Below are 19,661 nucleotides of genomic sequence, written 5' to 3'. Positions count from 1 at the left end.
TTTAAGCGTTTTCGGCGTCTTCAATGGACCGGGTAATGATCCCAGTGGCAATTTGAATGCATATAAATGAAACAGCACTCGAAATGGCATCCGAAGGGAATGTTGCAAAGGGAACCTCAGGCGAATTTGCGTTGAAAACTTGAATCCCACTTTCGAAATCTACGATATAATCCCTGACGATTACGCAGTTCTCTTCTTCGACGATATCGAGATTAATGTTCACCGCCTGAAGGCCAATGGACGTCAGTTGCATGAATTTCTTGATTACAGCACTCTGCGACATGTGAATTTCCTATTTCTTGCTCCTGCATCGACTTCAATGACATTGGTTTCGAGAAGTCGGTCCAGCACCACCTTGGCCCCGCGAGGGGTGATGTCGAGACGGCTAGCAAACAGCTTTGCTGTAAAGGTTGGGAATTCGAACACAAAATTGATCGCTGGTTCGATGCTCGATGAAGTTCTCGTTGGCGGGCATAGAGCTAATAAGGCCGCGCGCTCTGCGTGTACGTCCTTGAGCTTCTGTCGCTCCTTAGCGAACCCGGCTCTCAAGGCGCTGGTCAGCTCACTGCTCCAATGATGACTGATCTGAGCTGCATCTCGGAAACGGTCGAGATTGGATTTCACTTCATCGGAGAGGCCATAGGTTGGCCAGCGACACTGGAAGCCCTTGGCTATCACCCACGATGCGATCAGAAGCGCCATTCTTCTCGATGTACCTAGGAAGCGTCCAGAAGCCCAAACCGTTCGGATGGTTTCCACTGCAGTCCATGGGTCACAGCTTTCGTTGAGGACCTTTATCTGCTCCACGATCCACATCGAGTCTTCCTCGATGCTCCACTGGATGTCTGGGCGCATCAGGCGTCCGGTCGACGCATCTGCCGTTGAGAAGAGTTCGACCACGTCAGAAGTTGTTGGACCTTCCTCTGGCCATGCTTCAACCAGGCGGAGGGCAGCGTAGATATCTGCAGCCACGCGAGAACCTCGCTCGACGTTTGTGATCTCCGGATCGCCAATCACTCGACAGAGGGATTCCATTCGAGCGATTGCGCCATCAACAGCCGCAATCGCCATCGCTTCTCGGCGTCTGGCTCCAGGGGCGTAAATCAAATCGCTGGACTGTAAGTGGCGTTGAGCTTCATCAAGACGTGTGATCGCCATCGCAGCTTCAATGAAACCACGTCGATCATCCGCAGGGATCAGGTCTTTGTCTAATTCTTCCATCTGAAAATTGTGATTCAAATGCGTATCCACGTCCAGTCAGTTGTCTGAAAGACATTCAGTTTGATCACTCATTCAATAAATCGACCTCACTGTTGGTTGGCGCTCGATTTGTAAACAAAACAAACAAGAGCATAGGGGCGGTAATGAAGTTAAATGTCCTTAACTACACAAGTGTCATATGAATTGAATAATCAGGCAACCTGTATATTGACGTCGCTGCCGTATAGCACCATATCCGTGATACGCAGCACCCCTTTTCTAGCTTCCGATAACCTTCCTTATCGGTAGTTGGTAAGTTATTATGGTTACTATGGTTTTCGGCCCGAAAATTGCTCGAAATCGCAGTGAAGCAGCACCGAATTCGACGTCGCATTTAATGATTGGCATCATAGGGTTTTGAACTTAATTCCAGTTAAGTTCATCGATTCAATGTTTCCCCACAATTTTCAAGGGCTTGTCCATAATTTGTATAAATGAATCGGTTGTCACCGCAGATTGCACGAATTATCATTTAAATGTGCCTGCAACTTCCTTGTTTGCACGACGTCAAATTAACGATGAGGGACCAATGAGCGGTTTGGACGAACGACGTAATTCTTTTGAAAACAAATTTGCCCACGACGAGGGCCTGCGTTTCCGTATCACGGCACGCCGTAACAAGTTGCTGGGTCTGTGGGCGGCTGAGAAGCTGGGTAAGTCAGGTGAAGCCGCTTCCGCGTATGCTGGCGAAGTGGTTGCTGCTGACGTCGAAGCTCCAGGCGGAGCAGGCGTTCTTCGCAAGGTTGTCGCCGATCTCGGCGTCTCGGAGGCCGATGTGCGTGCTCAGATGGAAAATCTGCTGAAAGTGGCAGAAGCGCAAGTCACTTCGGAATAAGAAAAGGGGCCGCGAGGCCCCGAACTTTAACTAATTCGCAGTCTTTGGAGTCAATGTCGATGAATAATAAAGACGTTCGAAAAATCACTTATGTGCCTGCAAATGAAGAAGTTTATATTTTATGGGTCGGAGAGGAAAACCGTGCCGCATTTGCCAAAGTGATTGCTTCAGATAATTTGAATGATCTTAGTATCCATGTTCCTCATGATCGAGTTGTCTCGTGGCGAATTGAGGAGATTCTTCCAGATGAACTGGATCATGCGGGTACCCTTTACGCAACTCCGGTTAGTGTTAGCGGAACTCCAGAAGCGGACTATCTAATATATTGGAAGGCTTCTGGATATTTCGAGGTGCCTCAATGGTCATCAGGATTTGGTATGTCTTTTCTTAAATCATATTTAGAGCGGGTTACTTCGGAATAAGAAAAGGGGCCGCGAGGCCCTTTCAATTTGTCACGTTCGGAAAGCTGGCTTCGTGAGCGTTAAGGCCTCAGGCCCTGACCTGCGGTGATTGCCTCTCTGAGGCGGACTGAGACCTCCTCGCCGGGGAAGACCTGAAGCTCGGCCGATGTGTCTATGTGGGTGAAACAGCTTCGCGTTTAATAATCAGATACTGAACGGTCTGCTAATCTCAACACCAAGGTCTTCAAGCGTTTTTCCGATGAAGGCCTTGCCCTCGTGCTTCTGGTAGGAGCTGAAGTTGTAGTTCGTGAACGGCAACCGAACACCTGCTTCCTGCAGCTCTTTGCAGAATGCGAAGTCGCACGCTTCTCCGTAAAGGCGCTTATCAGGCATGATGGTCGCCAGAGGAAGCGAGTTGTCGCTCACCTGGTTGATGACCTCATTGTGAAAATTGTAGACGACGAGATGAATCTGCCAGCCGTCCTGATAGACGTGGTGGGTGTTGCGATCTGAGGTGTAGCCGTAGAGCAGCGTCTTCGAGTCATCGCTGATAGCTTCAACGAACGCTGGGCCACCGCCAGACGGCTTGGTTGGGTCCTGTGCTGCGATTTTCAGTACACTGAATTCATCTGGAGACATATCGACATCCTCGGCTTTGTTTCACTATTGAGGCCGAGGATGAATGGGACAAGCGGGCGGCTTGTTGTCAGGGAAGCCTGAATTGCAGGTCGTCCGCAATCCCCTGCCAGTAGTGCTGCGTGGAAAACTCAAGCTTCGTAATGCCTCGGTAATCGGCCATGAAGTGGACGGGGCCGAAACGGGATAGTTCGACCACATCATGGTAGACCAGCTGATCGCCGCGATAGGCTTTGACGTCGAAGCCTTCACCTTCAGCGCTGTCGAAGGAAACCGAGAAATAGCCGCCGACGAAGTCGAATGGCTCAGTTCGCGAGATGGATGCTGGGTGCCCAGAGCTAATGTAGGCGACATAATCTCCTGAGACGGCACCGTTCTTGTAGCCTGCGCCTTTGTAGAAGTGCTTGTGCGTGATGACCCAGTTATTCCAATCTAGGTGTGCGTAGCCGTTTGGAATCTTGAGCACCCCTTCATCGCGGATCATGTCGTCGAAGGTGACTATTGTAATCGGATCGCTTGGGGTCGTCGCCTCGGTTCCGAATGTCTTCGCCAACTGGACGGGTGTGTCTGCGACGTCGGCGGTGATCATTCGATCTTTGGACTTGATCGTCCAATTTCCCTTCGTGACGGGTAGTTCAAATCGTCCGCCAGCATCGATCTTCGCCATTTGTTTGCTGCCATCTGGTGATGTCGTTTCTACCGATAGGTCGTCGATGGCAGTGGCTCGACCAACAAGGGTGAGTTTACGCTTGAACCCCGATATTCTCGGCACATGATTGGCAATCAGACCACCAATCGAGCCTTCTAAAGGAGCCACTTCCACGGTTTGCATCAGCGTGTCGGTGGTCAGGTCGAACTGATCAGGAACGAGAACACGCAACGAGTATCGGCCGGGTTTGCTGATGGTTTCATTCATGCCCTCAAAGCTCGACCCGTAAAAATTCACATAGCCGTCAACGTTGGTTTTCTTCACCTCAATTAGGTTCCCACTCTCATCGAGCAGCGCTACTGGGATGTCAGCCAGTGGCTTGTCTCCTAACTCGTAGACGCCGTTGCCATTCATGTCCTGATAGGCAAAGGACGAAAGTCCGAATTTGCCAGCTTCTGGCACTCCCCAATCTCTTTTCCCGTTGTATTGCTTGGAAAGGGCATCGAAATCTATGCGATCCTCGGCCCCAGCTTGGGTGGCAATAGTGAGTGCGACTACAGCGCCAATGAATGTGCTTAGTAATATTTTCAAGGCAATTTTCTCCAGTTCAGATTTCTCATTATTGAGCTTGATGGACGACGTGGCAATAAATCGTCCTTCAGTTTAAATTCCTTCGGCGTTTTGGCCCTTGCTAAAACTGAATTTATAATTGCCCTCACAATTATTTATTCGGACATCTTCGCATGGCCAATTATGGTTCAACAGGGAAAGAAATTACGACGGCGCATCCTGATCAGTCGCGCTCGTTGGGTTTCGTGTTGGATCAGGGTACGCGCGAGCGTCTGCGTCGCGTTATAGATGACGGCACTCCGCCAAACACGCGCCGAGCTTATGAATCGGATCTTCGATATTTTTGGTCGTGGTGCTCGGCCATCGGTTGGACCGATGAACCTATCTATCCGGTGCCGCCTGAGGTCGTCGCACGTTTCGTTGTCGACCACCTGGAAGGGTTGGACGAGGACGTCGATCAGGATTTGATTGATCGTGGCGTCAAGACGAAGCCTGGCAAGCATGCGATGAATACGATTGATCGCCGTGTGTCCGCTCTGTCTGCGCTGCACAAGACGAAAGGCCTGCCTAGCCCGATTATGGACCCGATTGTCTCTCAAGTTCTGTCTAAGGCCCGAAAGGCAGCAGCTCGGCGCGGAGAGCGGCCGAACAAAAAGAAGGCTGTCATCAAAAAGACGCTCGATCTGATGCTGGAGACTTGTGAAGCAGGAAGCATGCTGGATTTGCGTGACGCCGCATTGCTGCTCTTTGGGTGGTCAAGCGGTGGACGCCGTCGTTCCGAGATCGTTGGAGCAGAGATGCTTAACCTCGAAGAAGTCGGCGACTCCTACATCTATCATCTCGGGATCACCAAGACAGAGCAGGAAGGCGATGGCGGTACCGTGCCGATTACGGGCCGAGCTGCTGAGGCTCTTCGTGCTTGGCTGAAGGCGGCCAATATCACTAAAGGGCCGATCTTCCGGTCTGTGAGCCGCTATGGCTACGTTTCAAAGAAGCCTTTGTCGGATCGCGCAGTAGCTCTGATCGTGAAAGCTCGTATTAAGGCGGCCGATCTCAATCCGGAAATTTACGCTGGCCATAGTCTGCGCTCAGGGTTCTTGACTGAAGTAGGCCTTCAGGGAAAGAGCTTGCTCGAAGCTATGGCATTGTCACGACATAAAACGGTTCAGGTCGCAGCTGGCTACCATCAATCGGGCGCAGCGCTTCACAACGAAACGGCGTCGCTTGCTGGGTAGGTAGCAATGGGGGGAACAATGGGGGGAACAATGAAAATTTGCGTGCCTTTTGATCGTCGCACTGGTGAGGTCTACCTCAATGCCATCGGCTCCAACGAGGATGAGGCTATGAAGCCGTTTGTGGACGGTTGCTTCGAAAGCATTCGGATCGATGATTTGGATTTTATCGGTTGCGTCGAAGCGGAACTCATCACTGGATGCGATATCCATGATGGCCTGTTCCCCGTATCACTTCCTTTCTCAAAGGCGACAGGAAAGCCTGAGTTGAGTGCCATCGGCTCAAACGCAGACGAGGCAAGAGTGAACCTCGGCTATGTCGGTCTCGATGAAGAGGACTACCTCTTTGAAGCGGCAGGAATTCGAATGCCGCTACTGCAAATCGAGCACCTGCACTCGCCTATCAAGGCCTGAAGCTAGACGTCATAATTTCGCGCATGATCTCTGTTGAGGCTTCTTCCGATTGCATGAACTGGTTTCGGGTAACTGGGTGCGTGCTTGGAAACACCAATCCTCGTTCATTGCGCTTCTTCACGAACTCGACAAACTCTTCTTGCTCGTATTGAGAGACAAGGCCGTGTCGCTGCAGTTCTTTTTCGAGCTTATGATATTCGTCCCATTCGTCAGTTGATATCGAGTCTGCGAGTTTGAGATCACGAAAGCGATCCATCTTTTCATTGATGCCGAGAGCCATCTCTGACATCAGGCCGACAGGTTCATCACCAAAGCCCCATGTGCATCGGCGGAGTAATGCGCTTATTGCGTTCCCGCGCATGTGTTCTTTAAAACCAGCTGTTCCCCAGTCAGGTTTCACTTCAATGCCTATTCGCCCTTCGATGACCTGAACCAATCCATTGGATTGGAATTGGAAGACATTGTCTTCATCGATCTCATCGTCAGGGGAGAATGCCGTCAGTCCAACAAAAGCCATAACTACCAGACCAGGTTGTGACGGTTCAACGTTCGTACGACGGAAGAATCTCTGAAGTGAGCCGCGAGTGGCTGGCACATTCCAGATGGATTGCCTTACCAGATCTCCAATGCCGTACGCTTGATAGTTCTCGCTATGGCCCCAACTGTCGACGACTTCCAAGGGCAGCGAAGCAGTAGCAATCAATTCTGGATTGGCCGAATTCCTTTCGAAGCCCGTTAAAGAGATGATTTTCTTTTCATCTGGCAACTCGGCATCCAAAGGAAACTCTGCGAACCCAGCGGTGATGACCGTTTTGAATCCGTTCTGAATATGTCCTGTATCGCGATAAACAAGCTGGGTTTTCATTTCACTATTCCGCTACCGTTGGTGTTAGCATGAATGTGTTGAATGCAAGACGCCAGCGAATGCGCATGCGGATTATGATTTTGATCGCCCCGAAAGAGCTATTAGCATCGCCAGATATTTTTCATGTCTACCGTAGTACAGGTTGATCATCGCATCGAAAAATTCGATGACGGCATCGTGCGAAGTCAGGATTTTCTTAGGAATATGGTATGTCCATTCTCCATTGTAATCGAACTCAATCCTTGCTCCACAGGCCTTATTCAATAAAAGGCGTGCGAGAACTGTGCGAGTTTTGTCGACGCAGCACGCATGGCCCTCAAATTTCGTGAAGAGCTGTTCCAAGTGATGATACACGAAATCGTATTGCTTGATTAGGAAGGAAATATCAGAATTTTCTCGCGCTTCGCCGAAAACATGCTCCACAATTCCTTCGATGAGGTCTTCGGATTTCCTGACGATTTTCTCATGGAATTCCTCAAAGCGATTTTTTTCGAGGTCCTCTATCGATGCCGCAATATAGGAGTTTTCGATAATAATCGAAATCAACTTAGCACGATTCTGCCAACCCTCAGTTGTAATCCGTTCAATAAGTTCTGATAACACTGCCTTGAGGCTGTTGTGGTTGGTATCAGTCATTTTGACATCCTTCTAGCTTATAGAAGGTTCTGATTATTTTCCTCGACCGTCAACGTGAATTTATTGACATTTCTCCGTAACTTCGGCTAAATGCAGCGCATGAACCATCCATTTCGCACGATTTTCACTGACCCAGATTTTCGTCGCTCTCCGAAAACAGACGTTTATTGCTGTGTCTGCCAGAAGGACATCAAGGGGAAGCCAAGGTTTTATGCTCGTTGGGTTGACGGATGTTGTTTTGTGCATCCTGAAGATGAGCACTTGATCCCAGAGAATTATCCTGAGGACTACGGAACACTTCCGGTAGGCTCCGATTGCGCGAAGAGGATCGGATTGGAGTGGGTAAAGAAGGCTTCTGACCTGCCTTAATGGATCGAATCTGTAGCTTGTTTCGGGACCCTGAGCATACGATTGACATTGGGAAGGGGCCTCGTAAAACTGCTCCTTAGGGCTTCATACTCAGGGCCTCTTCGTAAAATCCGTCTGTGATAGCAAAATATTCTGGAAAGCTTCTGCTGCCCTTTCGCATGTGAAGCGTCACCTCTTTTCCGACAGGGAAATTTGCGGCATCCTGCGCTCGCATATGTTGCGAAATCCAGAATCCTGTTCCGTTTGGTTCCGTTGAAAATTCTACAAGCACGAGCCTGTCACCATCGTTCTGCACGGCAGCTGCATACGCGATGGTTCGTCCATCCAGATCGACATCACTTTCAATGTGGTTTTTGCAAACGAACATATGAGAGCGCGAGATATCTTCACCTTCATGAAGTTCAGGACTGTCGTCTGATAAATAAAGCTTAGCCATCATTATTCCTTTTCTTGTTTTTCACATTACGAATGAAGGCGATTCATCTTTTTGCCAATGCTGTCCCGTCGAAAGTAACTTCCGTATTTCATAGGCATCGTCATCGTCAGAAAATGAATTAACCATCACAGGGGCGTCCGTTTTCATGCGAATTTCCGCTTCTTGATCGCCTGTCATGTAGTCCATTCGGGCAAGTATGGTCCCACGCCAATCTACGTCATTTCGATTAACTGTGACTTCCAATCTAATTTCGTTGGGCTTTTCCTGATCAAGCCAGAAGCCGCCGTCCACGTATGGATCATCACTAAAGTAAATGCCCGTGGTGACTTCTCCTGTTTTCAGGTCGTCGATCCAATCATCATCGACACGCATAACACGATAAAGTTTTAGCTGCTCGCCTTTCGGCAGATTTTCGATGACTTCGGCATATCGTTTCTCAAGCCATTGCCAAATGACCGCACGCATTTCTGGATCGTCGCCAGCTTCAATCACATCAACATTCTTCAGGTGATCTGGGCAGGCTGGAAGCCATGCTGCCCCGTCTTGGATATCGGCAATCAGCTCGCCAATATCCGATCCATGACCAGGAACGAAGTTTCCGTTTTCCATTCCTTGGTTGAACCATTCTTCGGTAATGAGTTCGTCAAATGTCGGGATACTGGACATGTTTATCTTCCGTATCCGAACTGTACTTCGTTCGCGTCGTCGGGGGCATAGTCGTAGCCTTGGACGTGATCCTGCAGACGCTCGGTGTCGACTTGATACGTGCCGTCCTCGTTGTAGGTAATCGCTTCCCCTGCTGCTTCTGGATCGTTCGCCGTAGCGAGAGCCATCAGGCGTTCCGCTGGTCGCGGACCTGGCTCCTTGTCCATTGGCTGGACGACTGCTCTGCCGCTTTCGTAAGCAGAGAGAACCGCCTTCACTGACTCCTTCATGCGCTTGTTGGCTTCGCTGAAGTCGTAGTTGATCATCAGGTCGGTCAGAACGCCCGCATAAGACTCATTGTGGTAGTGTTCCAGAACGTGGGCGACTTCATGCATGGCAAGTGCCTGCAAGTGCTGACGATCCTTGGCATCCGTCACTGAGTAACGAAGAACACCGTCTTCCTTGATCGGATTGAGAAGGAACTTGTACTCGCTGTCTTTCAGAGAGCACATGGCCTCAATCGATACGGATCTGGATCTGTCGCCTTGGAAGGTTTCTTCTGGCACCGAATATACCCACCCAGTCGTCCATCGAAAGTCGCTCGTCGACGGTCTGGCTCTCATTAGGGTCTCAACAGCTACCGAGCATGCAGCAGTCCAAGAAGATAGCAGAGCGCGAGGCACTCGGCCCTTTCCAGTTGCAATATCCCATTTCCTCGGATCGTTTCGACGAATGGCTGCGCGCGTCTTCTCGTTGGTGGACACAACAGAGATGAAAACGTCATTCATGTCCTTCAGGCGCTGTTCGTTCTCGGCCTTGGACTGTTCAAGCGCTTTTTCATTGCGGTTGCCAAGCGTCTGGATGACCCATTCCTTGAGCGGAGCGGAAGCGTACTTCAGGAAGATGTCGGCCTTGGCATCGCCTTCATATATTCTGTCCTGAACGGAGTTTATGAACTGTTCGACGTCGTTCTTTAGCGGGAAATCATAAGACCACCGCATCTTTGAAACGATGCTCTCGCCCCAATGAGTTTTCTTGACCAGTTCCTCAATTGCATCCTGCGAGATCCCTCGTTCCTTAAGGTCTTCAAGAGTGTTCACCGAGGATGATTTTACGCGTGTCGATATTTCCACTGCTGCGTGTTCTTCCTCGAACGACAGATTATCAGAGGTGATGTTGGACAGGCTTGGCAGGGTAGCAATCAGCATCCCCTTATCGCCCTTGATCTTGTAGTTGTCCTTACTAACCTTATCTGCCAGAGCCGACGTGTTGTCGATGTTCAGCTCGGTGATGAACTTATGGAGGGCATCGCTGAAGCCTTCCTTCATGCCATCTCGATTGGAGGTGAGTGCTAGACGCGAGAGCTTAGGGTTGATCTCGATGATCACCTGGACCTCTGGGTCAAGCGAAACAGTGTACATTGACGCGCCGTCGACGCGGATAATCGCCTTTCCCTTGTGGATGGCCTTATCGCTTTCGCTGATGTGGACGGTGGCGAATTCCGTCATTTGACCGTCGACTTCGGTTGCGAGTGTGCGCTTGGTTTGCCCACGACGAGCCTGAATCTTGTTCTCGGTCTCGTAGTATTCTTCCGGCGTCTTACCATTGATGGTGACGTTAGGCTTGATCTGGCTTTCAGACAGATATGTCCTGAGCCGCTCATTCATCGTTTCCGTCGTCGGTTTGTTTCTGTAATTGCCAGTGGATTGGTCCAGGTCGACCTCAACACGACAACCGTTGAAGCCGCCGAGCGCCTTTGCCTCTTGCACCATCCGTAGATCCCGACGAAGGCCAGCACGGCTTACTTCATGATTGATCCGGCTTTCGTCGTCGTCTCCAGCTGGCTCAGGCAGTTCGTCGAGTGCTTTCAGGAGTTCGGCTTCCGCCTCGTCGAGGCTGAAGTTCACATAGTCTGGGCCATTGCCCATAACGAATCGATCTTTGGTAAGGATCGAATAACGGTCTTGGGAGAAGCAGGTCATCAGTCGAGCGCGGCCGTAGCCACCAACGCTTGAACCATCATTTTTCGTGGTCTGACCAATAGCGAAGTAGACCTTGTTGAGGACCTCCTCAGTCATTCCGCAACCGTCGTCAGTGAACACGACGCGCGTTATTTGCTTGTTGGCATCGCCGATCTTATCGAACTCGCCTCGGCCTTTTTCCGCGCTTATCTCGATGCTTATGTTCTTGGAACCCGCGTCCACCGAGTTTTGGAAGAACTCTCTCCAGAACGAAAGCGTCCACAGGGAATAGAAGGAGTCGCGTTCCTTGACGAAGAACTCTTTGGGCGTCGTGACGCGGCTGATTTCCATGCTCGTCTCCATGCCGAGATAGGCACATGATGTGGCTCGGCCTGTCAAGTTGTGATCGTTCCCCATTTTGTGCCCGAAGGATGAAACCGACAAATGCGTCGGCTTGTGAGATGCGAGGCACAAATCATAATTAGGATTTAAAGGTGTACAGGAAAGCGATCTGAATGACTAAGACAGTAGAAAAGATGCCTAGCCTTGGCTTCCCTCTTTTTGAGACGTCGCTTGTTACGGGCAGTGAGATAGATGCTCTGAAGCTCGGGATTGGAAAATCATATGATGATGTTTGCGATCCACTTGCTTGGATCAATGACGCCAGAGATTTCGATTATAAGCTAGTATCTGTAAAAGACGGCTGGAGCAGTTTGCCTACAGGCTTCGTATCTTTCGATATGTTTCCACGTAAGGAGCTGGTTGGAGACGAATGGGTAGCCAAACTTGGTTATAATATTCATGCGGTTTTCGTGAATCCTGAATTCAGAGGCAAAGGACAGGGGAGAGCACTTCGCAGAATGATGTCGGACCTCATTGAGACGAACGTTCAGTCCGTTCAGAAGCGCGGTTTTGCTGACAAGGTCGAGATTTTTATCGAGGCAGAATGCGTTACCGCAGACGGCGCTGCCTTCGTTCATTCTCTCGTTTCGGATTGTGAGAAAATGATCGATAAGATGTCTGAGCGTCGCTCTGCTAATGATACCTTCAGAATTGAATTCAAAGATTGTGTTGACTACGGCGATTATGAAAATGGAGCAGGATTTAGCTCCCCTGCTCCATGAATTTTTTAAAGGCTCCATATGTCGGAGCCTTTCTTGTTTTCAGATCGAGAACACGCCGAGTGCGTCTTTGACCTCGGCAAGTGTTTGTACCGCTGCTTCGCGTGCCACCTTCGATCCCTGACGGATGATGTCTTTGTAGTCGACATCATTAGCCGCCCGCTGGTCACGAATAGGCATCATGACCCGTTCAAGGGATGAGATCAGTTCTTTCTTGATTGTGACATCGCCCAAGCCGCCTCCACGATACCGTCTCTTCAGGTCTTCAACCTTCTCCTGGTCGTTTTCGAAGGCGTCCAAGTACGAAAACACGACATTACCTTCGACCTGTCCGGGGTCACTGACGCGGATGTGGTTGGGGTCGGTGTACATCGCCATGACCTTGTCCTTCACCTCTTTCTGGCTGTCCGACAGGAATATGGCGTTGCCAAGAGACTTGCTCGCCTTCGCTTTGCCGTCGATTCCTGGAAGGCGTGTGACCTTGGACAGGAGGCTTTTTGGCGTTGGTAGGATTTCCCTTCCGCCTGCGCGGTTGATCTTCCTGGCGACTTCCTGAGCCAATTCGATCATTGGGAGCTGGTCATCGCCGACCGGAACACAAGTGGCCTTGAACGCGGTGATGTCAGCCGCTTGCGATACTGGGTAACACAAGAAGCCTGACGGAATATCACGCTCGAATTCCCGCATCTTGAGTTCATCGCGGATGGTCGGGTTTCTCTCCAGGCGGGACACCGTGATGAAGTTCATATAGAGCATCGTCAACTCTGCGAGTTCAGGCACGGCCGACTGCAGGAAGATTGTTGTCCTGCTGGGATCGAGACCGATTGCGAGATAGTCCGAGACCACCTGCGGAATGGCGTTTCTGATCTTCGCGGTATTGTCTGCATTGTCGGTGTACGCCTGCATGTCGGCAATCATAACGAAGCATCGATATCCTTCATCCTGAAGACGAAGGCGTTGCTGCAGAGAGCCTGCGTAGTGGCCGAGATGAAGAGGTCCAGTCGGACGGTCGCCAGTGAGTACGATTGGGGCGTTGTTGATGGTAGACATTGGATGATCCTTTCCTGATGGTTGAGGACCGCCCACAATGTCGGAGTTCGAATAGAAGCCCTTCCCTGCGGAACGGTCCCATTCGTCTACGTGTTTGAAAATTAAACATGGATACGTTGTGGGCCGCTCAGTTGACTGAGCGCCACCAATTCTTCGACGCAGGATTTCCTGCTGTGATTTCCAATAATTTGCACATAAAGCCACTTATGCCCTTTGAAGCGGGCAATTGCAAGTCTGAAGTTCAGTCGATCAGAGTTTCGCCCGATTTTCTTATTTCTTCGGCGATGGTTATTCCATCTTCCGTGAGGGAATATGTTGTGGTTGATTTGCGCCCCAGTCCTTCAGGTGCATTAGGAAGCCGTTGCCTGATACGGTGAATTATCCCGCTGCTGTAGAGTGCTGAAAGATGCGGATTAATCGTTCCCTCTTTTAATCCGGTGGTTTCAGCTATTTCACGTACTGTCATTGGGTGACCGCGAGAGACGAGCGCTAACAGCAATCTGCGTTGTGCCTTTGGACGAGTGGTCGATCTTGGCCCTGCCATATCTGGCCGAGGAGATCCTTTGCGCGAAGGGCCAGAGACAAACTCGAACCCATGCTTCTTAGCCATCGTTTCCAGCGTTGCGACAGCAGCAGTGATCGCGCTTATCTCACTCATCGAGAGCGTCTCGAAATCGATACGTCCTTTGAAATAGATCGACGCCATAGCCCGTACTCCTTTGCGGGCATGGCTAGGCTTCGCAATTCCCTATGTCAATAGGCAACAGGGCTTAAGCTATTGATTCTGTTGGACTCTTAGACTCTGCAGGTGGATTTCTACCGCATTCCGAGAGAGAATGCTGCGTCAGAGTGATCTGGCTTTGACGACTCCCAGGAGCGCCTGAATGCTTTCCGTCCCTCTTCTTCATGATCGCGGCAAACTGCAGCTTGCTTGCGAGTAGCGCCATTCACGGCAGGAGCGATTTCAACGATGCGTTCAACGCCGTCTTGGCGGCAACAAGGACACCTCATTCGGCCGTGCTTTTTGAGGAAACCTTCGCCTATGGGAGTGAACGGCACGTCGTCTGGGTCTGAAATTGATGAAATGCCAGGCAGTGTACTCATTTTCTGCTCCTATCATTGCTTATCGAGGATAGGGGCATTTCTTGCTTTGGACAAATCTCTCCCGTTCGGGAATTCAGTAGGCCTGTGGCGCACGCACGCCAAAGAATGACGTCGATGGTGGCAATTCTATATCCAGTCTCGGCAGCGAGTGTCGCGCACATATCATGAACGGAAGTGTTCTCTCTGTCAGCTAGTCGCTGGAGATGGACATCAGGCTTGGCGCAGTCGACTCCGTAGTTTTTGGCCAGGTGGTATTTCGTGATTTTGCCGATCCACGGCATGGTTTCGATATATGAGAGCTTGTCATCAGCATTATTAAATTCCTCGAAAAACCGCTGCCTTTCGCTCCAGATGGTCTCCATGGCGGAAGCTTTGCCTTTGTGACCGAATACCTCGTGAATGGAACGTCCTGATTTGATAGCGGCGAGAACTCGCCCTTCGATTTGCCTCGCAATCGTGGCCTTCATTCCGGAATTACATATGATCCATATGGCTTCGACAGCAAAGTCTTCGGCATTGGATGGAGGAGTTATCGTTTCTGACCACGCAATGTCGTCTGATGCGATCTGACCAAGTTCGCCAATCAGGAACGATATGGTTTCTGGTAGGATTAAACGGTTATTTTTCGCTGCTTCAGTCAATTTGAAGCCTGATCTCGGTCGAAGATTTCACCGACACTCCATCCATCATGACGAACATCGCGAATGTGCATTTGAGGGCTTGAGTGTAAACAGCTGGCATCAACTCACCTAAATGGAAGTGCTCACCGTCATACACCAAAAAAATATGGCCGCCCTGTATCAAGGCGGCCTGAGGTATTCGTGGTCCTGCGTCGCAAACAACTGTAAGGCGTCCACCTTCTGTTACTACGACATCACAAGCCACGACAATTCTCCTGCTTAGCGACGACGGTCAGCTTCAGCTTGCCTGCGACGCTCGCGTTGATAACGGCGAGTGGCTTCGTTCTTTTCGCGGCGACGCTTTTCCGATGGAGATTCATAAAACTCGCGCTGGCGCATCTCACGGAAAATGCCTTCTGCCTGCAGCTTTCGCTTGAGAACTCGAAGGGCCTTATCAACCTGATTATCGCGAACCTTAACTTCCACTTGCTGTACCTTCTTTGTTAAATGGATTTTGCATAATATGTTTAATTCGGCCATCGGCGCAATAGATACGCTTCTCGATAATTCCATATATCTCTTGATTTAGGCAGTTTCGATAATTCGTATCAATTTAAAATCACAGACGCAGGTGCAAATTGGTTGACAATTTCAGGTGATTAAAACAGGATAAATTTAGCTTCATTACCTAATTTTGACAACGATTTGGTATGGCAGATATCGAATTGGCAGGGATTATGACTTCTTTAGATGGTCAGCAGGCTGACAGCATAAATGTTGAAATTCGTCGCCGCGACGTTGTGCGCTCGTTGGTGACTTGGCTTTGCGTGTCGGGACATCCAAAAACGTCCATTCCGAAGATAAAGTCGGTTTTTTCTGACGCCTTGAATAAGGTGGATATGGCTGACGACCTTTCACCTTCCGCCTTGATTGAAAATGCTGAGCTTGTCGCCCTAATTAATGCGGACACTGATCGCGTCACATATGCACAACGTCTTCTCTCTGTGTTACGGATGATGAAAGAAGATTCGTTGGAGCTAGGGGTGGCCGACCAGGTCTTTTCCTTCACAGAAATTAATCCAGGACTTGGTGCACTTGGCTTAGCGTCGATGAATATCGGCGGCGTTCCGCACGGCTCCTGTTTGGTTGCTCCTATGGCGCGACCCACTTTCAGTGAAAATCGCGGTAGCGATAGTCTTTTGGAAACGGATGTCAGTGTTGATTTGACGCTGGTCAATCTGCCCTTTTCGGCTTTCGTAGGTATTGGACAGGTCGATCCCGCAGTCACGAAGATCATTGAAGCCGCAGCAGGCCGTCGAAAGCGAACAGCTTGTACTTTGTTCCGTATCGATTGGACAATTGGTCAGCGAATGGGAATAAACCCAGACGCATATTGCAAGGTCATCGCCCGTCATTTCCGTAATCACGAAGTCCAGTCGATGGTTATTGACGTGGAATGGTTTGTGCCCATGGAAGGCCACGAGTTGTTTATCGCGGTCGCACCGTCATTCAACACTGTGGTTCGTCCGGTTGGTACGGATATTGTTCCCCGGTTGGCCTCTTCTTTCATAGACCGCGCAGCAAATAATGGACCTGTGCTCTCATATGTGTCGGAGGGCGCACGCAAGTTCCCTCGACAGCATGCTGGTCGCATCGATTGCGACTATTGGCACGATCCGTCTGCAGCGGTTGTCAAAACCGACATCGGCCATCGAATGCTGACGGTAGGTGAGGTCAAGAATCTGTTGGGGATAGACTCCGATTTCAAGGTTCCCACCCACGAGGAGACCACTTACCATCTTCTTGGGGAGTCTGTTGTCGTGCCTGTCGCAGAGCGCGCAATCCGTGGCGTTCTTCGTGCTCTGAAATAGGTGTGGCAATGCATTCGATTATTAGTTTCTTCACTGGCGCTGGATTTCTCGACCTCGGCTTTGAGCATGCGGGTTTCCGCGTAGATATGGTCAACGAGTACGCTCCGGAGTTTCTGGACGGCTATATGCATTCTAGAGAGCTTCTTGGCTCCCCTCGCCCGCGTTATGGCCATCATCTCGGTAGTATCGAAGAATTCAATTCCGGCGCTCACCTGGCCATCTTGAAGGCTGTTGTCGACGATATCCGCCGCTCTGGACGAAAAGTTGGCTTCGTTGGTGGACCGCCCTGCCCCGATTTCTCGATTGGCGGGAAAAACGCTGGTTCTGAAGGCGACCATGGTCGATTGACGTCCATCTACTTTGGTCTGATCAGCCAAATTAAGCCGGATTTCTTTGTATTCGAGAATGTCGAAGGGTTGTGGCGAACCAAGGTCCATCGTCAGTTCTACGATGAGCAGAAGGCTATTGTCGGTCATGCAGGATTTACCCTGCATGACCGACTGACCAGTGCTGTAGCATATGGCGTCGGCCAGGACCGCAAGCGTATCTTTCTGGTCGGGGTTCTTGATGGCTGCCAAGACTTGAAGTTCCCGTTCGAATCCACGATGACGCATTCTGAAGACGTTCTCGCTTTGGAGTGGCCGACCGTAAAGAGCTTCGCTCAAGGTGATGAACTTGACTTCCCTGAGGGGCTTGGCCTTCCGCGCGAGCTGACTGTGCAGCATTGGTTTGACCAGAATGACGTCGAAAACCACCCGAATGGCGGAATGTGGTTCAATCCGCAGTCGGATAAATTTCACACGGTTCCCGAAGGGGATGTGAAGAAGAAGTCCTTCAAGCGCCTTCACCGTTGGCGCTACAGCCCCACGGCCGCATATGGGAATAACGAGGTTCACCTTCATCCATACGAACCGCGTCGTATCTCCGTATCGGAAGCTTTGGCGATCCAGTCACTTCCGGCTGAGTATCAGCTCCCAGAGGATATGCCGCTCACCGCATGCTTCAAAACCATAGGGAACGGTGTCCCCTATCTTGCAGCGCTTGGTCTCGCAAAAAGCCTGGAAATGCACTTGGTTGCAGAAAAGGAAGCGAATAGCGGCTCGATGCTGATGGCGGCGGAATGAGCTAGGTGCTCCTCTTCTTTCTGAAGGAAGCCAGGCTCACCAGATTGTCCGCTTTGGCGATGCTGAGTTTCACATCTGGCCCCGGTATCTGCTTGGCTATCTGAGCAAGTTCTCCCATCCAGAAGAGGACATCGCTTTGGGAGCTGTTGACGCTAATTGTTGCTTGTATGGCTGACATGGCACGCTGGAATGCGGACGCCTTACGCAGATGGTCTAGCGCTCCTGCAAATGCAACCTGTGGGTCTGCGTAGAGCGCGTCATTAAGCGCGTAGCGTCTGATTTCGAGATCAAGGGACATTGCCCGAACGATCTCCCACGTATTGGGATCAACGCCAGTTTGCTGCCAGGCATCAAGCTTCTTGCTTCTGGAGATAGCTTTTCCTGCCCAGGCAAATGATATGGCGAGATCGAGGCTATTTACGCTTAAATCGTCTGCAATTTGTTTTGTTATTGCGAGACGTCGAAATTCAAGCGCGGCCTCACAGGGATGACCGTCTTCCGCTAATCCGAAACTGGCAACAATTGACTGGCGCATGTAATTCTCAATCAGCTTGAAACTACATGTTCCCCGTCAATTCCAGATCGAAGCAAGCGCCGGTGATTAATTTCGTTCGCGGATTTCTTTGTATGGTATTCTAAATACGTGCTTCGGCAAAGGCGTGTTGACCTTCAGGTTATGAACGACAACGGTCGTTTCCCGTCGAGCTTCATCCAAGAGGGTCCACTGGCGCAGCTCGTTCGTATTCTTGTCAAAAAATATCTCTATGGTCGAATTGCCGAATGTCTTTTGATCAGCAAGCATTACGGCGATGAGGCCGTCCTTTTCGACCACATATTTGATGATCCCCTTGGTCAGGTCGATCCTATCGCCAAGGAGCAAGTTTAGTGGTGTTCGCGAAAGCGGATAAAGGTCCCATGTTTTGAGTCGCCTGTTTTCTACGGCCACGGTCTTCCCGTCCGCAAGGATGTTGAGACCACCTTTGCGATAATCGAAGCGAGCCATGCCTGGGCGAAGGATTGCAAATGTCCCTTCTGATGGGTTTCCTTTGTAGTCGAATTGCACGAACTCGCCTGACATTGAGCGTATTTTCGTGAATTTATCTATTACGTCGCCAACGTTAACCTCGTCAGCAAAGGACACAGATGCGGTCATTCCTGTGACTGCGGCCGCAGTCAACAAGGCGAGAATGCTTCGGCGACTGAATGTCATTAGATCGGCCTACCCCATTGGCGAATTCGGCCAGTGTCCATATGTGTGAAAGTGCTATATACACCAAGGCCGCCAATATTTAGCGATTTGACATAACGAGAAACAACGGGAACTGGGACGCCTGGGATTGAAAAATCGACAGCTTTTGCATAGAGATGCTGGCTGTTCACAGCAGGAGATTCTGCTGTTGCTCGTCCACCGTTTCTGGCTATGGAGTTCCCTCTAAGCATTCTGTTTGTTGCGTCACTTCTAAAGCCAGAATTGATAGCAATCGGAGACGATACGTTGAATTTGCGCTGAATGACGTACAAAGCTGCGTAAAGTTTGCGATCACAATTAACGACTTGTTTCTGACGCCAGTCCCGCATCATCCAGTCGCAAACGAGGAGACCTGATTTATTCCACTGAGAACCGGAAAACAGTTCAACAGAATAGGTTTCTCCCGTATGCGGATTAAAGAGACGCAGTGGCACCATCGGTTCAGCAAGGGCTGAATCCGGCAGCATTAGAGATGAAAGCGGACATAGAGCAGCCGTCGCACCAAGCGTGGCGGCAATTTTCATAAAAGAACGCTTACTCAGGTCTATTTCTTCGTGTTTCAAGACGTCGAATTCCCTAGAAGTGGTTGCAGTGTTTTAATCAAGGTAGCATG

24 protein-coding genes are annotated in these 19,661 nt (G+C 50.3%); 7 read left to right on the top strand and 17 right to left on the bottom strand.

What is annotated here, in order from left to right; genetic code table 11:
- Position 1 precedes the first annotated feature (1 nt).
- A complete protein-coding gene (locus QU595_RS13850) occupies positions 2-283 on the bottom strand; it encodes a hypothetical protein (protein ID WP_315922876.1) in 282 nt (93 codons plus the stop codon).
- Complete coding sequence (locus tag QU595_RS13845) at positions 265-1,239, bottom strand: hypothetical protein (protein ID WP_315922874.1); 975 nt, start codon at positions 1,237-1,239, stop codon at positions 265-267. The genes QU595_RS13850 and QU595_RS13845 overlap by 19 nt, the downstream gene beginning before the upstream one ends.
- Positions 1,240-1,789: 550 nt before the next feature.
- Here QU595_RS13845 and QU595_RS13840 point away from each other — a divergent pair.
- Together QU595_RS13840 and QU595_RS13835 are read left to right on the top strand one after the other, a co-directional pair.
- Positions 1,790-2,095 (top strand): DUF1476 domain-containing protein, encoded by a 306-nt coding sequence (locus QU595_RS13840; protein ID WP_315922873.1) that lies wholly within the window; start codon positions 1,790-1,792, stop codon positions 2,093-2,095.
- Positions 2,096-2,154: 59 nt separating this feature from the next.
- Positions 2,155-2,517 carry a hypothetical protein gene (locus QU595_RS13835; protein WP_315922871.1) on the top strand — a complete coding sequence of 121 codons (363 nt, stop codon included), beginning with the start codon at positions 2,155-2,157 and terminating at the stop codon, positions 2,515-2,517.
- 183 nt (positions 2,518-2,700) lie between these two features.
- On the opposite strand, the gene QU595_RS13830 is transcribed toward QU595_RS13835, so the two are convergent.
- Both QU595_RS13830 and QU595_RS13825 read right to left on the bottom strand, forming a co-directional pair.
- Positions 2,701-3,135, bottom strand: coding sequence for a hypothetical protein (locus QU595_RS13830; protein WP_315922869.1), 435 nt, complete (start codon positions 3,133-3,135; stop codon positions 2,701-2,703).
- Between the two features lie 67 nt (positions 3,136-3,202).
- Positions 3,203-4,372: an SdrD B-like domain-containing protein gene (locus QU595_RS13825; protein ID WP_315922867.1), complete on the bottom strand. Its 1,170-nt coding sequence runs from the start codon at positions 4,370-4,372 to the stop codon at positions 3,203-3,205.
- Positions 4,373-4,524: 152 nt separating this feature from the next.
- Here QU595_RS13825 and QU595_RS13820 point away from each other — a divergent pair, with 152 nt between their 5' ends.
- The gene (locus tag QU595_RS13820; protein WP_315922865.1) at positions 4,525-5,586 is read left to right on the top strand and encodes a site-specific integrase; all 1,062 of its coding nucleotides are present in this window, start codon (positions 4,525-4,527) and stop codon (positions 5,584-5,586) included.
- A gap of 30 nt (positions 5,587-5,616) precedes the next feature.
- Complete coding sequence (locus tag QU595_RS13815; protein ID WP_315922863.1) at positions 5,617-5,997, top strand: hypothetical protein; 381 nt, start codon at positions 5,617-5,619, stop codon at positions 5,995-5,997.
- Here the strand turns inward: QU595_RS13815 and QU595_RS13810 are convergent.
- From QU595_RS13810 to QU595_RS13790, 5 genes are all read right to left on the bottom strand, one after another.
- Positions 5,987-6,862 (bottom strand): hypothetical protein, encoded by an 876-nt coding sequence (locus QU595_RS13810; protein WP_315922861.1) that lies wholly within the window; start codon positions 6,860-6,862, stop codon positions 5,987-5,989. The two genes, QU595_RS13815 and QU595_RS13810, sit on opposite strands and share 11 nt — an antisense overlap.
- 72 nt (positions 6,863-6,934) lie before the next feature.
- Complete coding sequence (locus QU595_RS13805; protein WP_315922859.1) at positions 6,935-7,498, bottom strand: hypothetical protein; 564 nt, start codon at positions 7,496-7,498, stop codon at positions 6,935-6,937.
- Between the two features lie 445 nt (positions 7,499-7,943).
- Positions 7,944-8,303, bottom strand: coding sequence for a hypothetical protein (locus QU595_RS13800; protein ID WP_315922857.1), 360 nt, complete (start codon positions 8,301-8,303; stop codon positions 7,944-7,946).
- Between the two features lie 21 nt (positions 8,304-8,324).
- The gene (locus tag QU595_RS13795; RefSeq protein WP_315922855.1) at positions 8,325-8,969 is read right to left on the bottom strand and encodes a hypothetical protein; all 645 of its coding nucleotides are present in this window, start codon (positions 8,967-8,969) and stop codon (positions 8,325-8,327) included.
- A gap of 2 nt (positions 8,970-8,971) precedes the next feature.
- The gene (locus QU595_RS13790; RefSeq protein WP_315922852.1) at positions 8,972-11,260 is read right to left on the bottom strand and encodes an ATP-binding protein; all 2,289 of its coding nucleotides are present in this window, start codon (positions 11,258-11,260) and stop codon (positions 8,972-8,974) included.
- A gap of 164 nt (positions 11,261-11,424) precedes the next feature.
- Between QU595_RS13790 and QU595_RS13785 the strand changes: the two genes are divergently transcribed.
- On the top strand, positions 11,425-12,033 hold the full coding sequence (locus QU595_RS13785) for a hypothetical protein (protein WP_315922850.1): 609 nt from the start codon (positions 11,425-11,427) through the stop codon (positions 12,031-12,033).
- 39 nt (positions 12,034-12,072) lie between these two features.
- Here QU595_RS13785 and trpS read toward each other — a convergent pair whose 3' ends face one another.
- The 5 genes from trpS to rpsU all read right to left on the bottom strand — a co-directional run bounded on the left by trpS (position 12,073) and on the right by rpsU (position 15,290).
- Positions 12,073-13,080 (bottom strand): tryptophan--tRNA ligase, encoded by a 1,008-nt coding sequence (gene trpS, locus QU595_RS13780; protein ID WP_315922848.1) that lies wholly within the window; start codon positions 13,078-13,080, stop codon positions 12,073-12,075.
- 241 nt (positions 13,081-13,321) lie between these two features.
- A complete protein-coding gene (locus tag QU595_RS13775; RefSeq protein WP_315922846.1) occupies positions 13,322-13,786 on the bottom strand; it encodes a MarR family transcriptional regulator in 465 nt (154 codons plus the stop codon).
- Positions 13,787-14,180: 394 nt separating this feature from the next.
- Positions 14,181-14,825: a hypothetical protein gene (locus QU595_RS13770; protein WP_315922844.1), complete on the bottom strand. Its 645-nt coding sequence runs from the start codon at positions 14,823-14,825 to the stop codon at positions 14,181-14,183.
- The gene (locus QU595_RS13765) at positions 14,818-15,069 is read right to left on the bottom strand and encodes a hypothetical protein (RefSeq protein ID WP_315922842.1); all 252 of its coding nucleotides are present in this window, start codon (positions 15,067-15,069) and stop codon (positions 14,818-14,820) included. Before QU595_RS13765 ends, QU595_RS13770 begins: the two co-directional genes overlap by 8 nt.
- Positions 15,070-15,083: 14 nt before the next feature.
- On the bottom strand, positions 15,084-15,290 hold the full coding sequence (gene rpsU / locus QU595_RS13760) for a 30S ribosomal protein S21 (RefSeq protein ID WP_315923275.1): 207 nt from the start codon (positions 15,288-15,290) through the stop codon (positions 15,084-15,086).
- 224 nt (positions 15,291-15,514) lie between these two features.
- On the opposite strand from rpsU, the gene QU595_RS13755 reads away from it, so the two are divergent.
- Both QU595_RS13755 and QU595_RS13750 read left to right on the top strand, forming a co-directional pair.
- Positions 15,515-16,675, top strand: a complete 1,161-nt coding sequence (locus QU595_RS13755; protein ID WP_315922840.1) for a DNA cytosine methyltransferase — start codon at positions 15,515-15,517, stop codon at positions 16,673-16,675.
- An 8-nt stretch (positions 16,676-16,683) separates the two neighbouring features.
- Positions 16,684-17,799, top strand: a complete 1,116-nt coding sequence (locus tag QU595_RS13750; RefSeq protein WP_315922838.1) for a DNA cytosine methyltransferase — start codon at positions 16,684-16,686, stop codon at positions 17,797-17,799.
- A 1-nt stretch (position 17,800) separates the two neighbouring features.
- Here QU595_RS13750 and QU595_RS13745 read toward each other — a convergent pair whose 3' ends face one another.
- From QU595_RS13745 to QU595_RS13735, 3 genes are all read right to left on the bottom strand, one after another.
- On the bottom strand, positions 17,801-18,334 hold the full coding sequence (locus QU595_RS13745; RefSeq protein ID WP_315922836.1) for a hypothetical protein: 534 nt from the start codon (positions 18,332-18,334) through the stop codon (positions 17,801-17,803).
- Positions 18,335-18,400: 66 nt separating this feature from the next.
- Entirely contained in the window at positions 18,401-19,009 is a 609-nt protein-coding gene (locus QU595_RS13740; RefSeq protein WP_315922834.1) for an outer membrane lipoprotein carrier protein LolA, read from the bottom strand.
- Positions 19,009-19,611, bottom strand: a complete 603-nt coding sequence (locus QU595_RS13735; RefSeq protein ID WP_315922832.1) for a YcbK family protein — start codon at positions 19,609-19,611, stop codon at positions 19,009-19,011. Before QU595_RS13735 ends, QU595_RS13740 begins: the two co-directional genes overlap by 1 nt.
- Between the last annotated feature and the right edge of the window lie 50 nt (positions 19,612-19,661).

Source organism: Mesorhizobium sp. SP-1A (genome assembly GCF_032460275.1).
Lineage (GTDB): Bacteria > Pseudomonadota > Alphaproteobacteria > Rhizobiales > Rhizobiaceae > Mesorhizobium.
The sequence above is the reverse complement of the archived record's forward strand: the minus strand, read 5'-3'. Positions and strand labels throughout refer to the sequence as shown.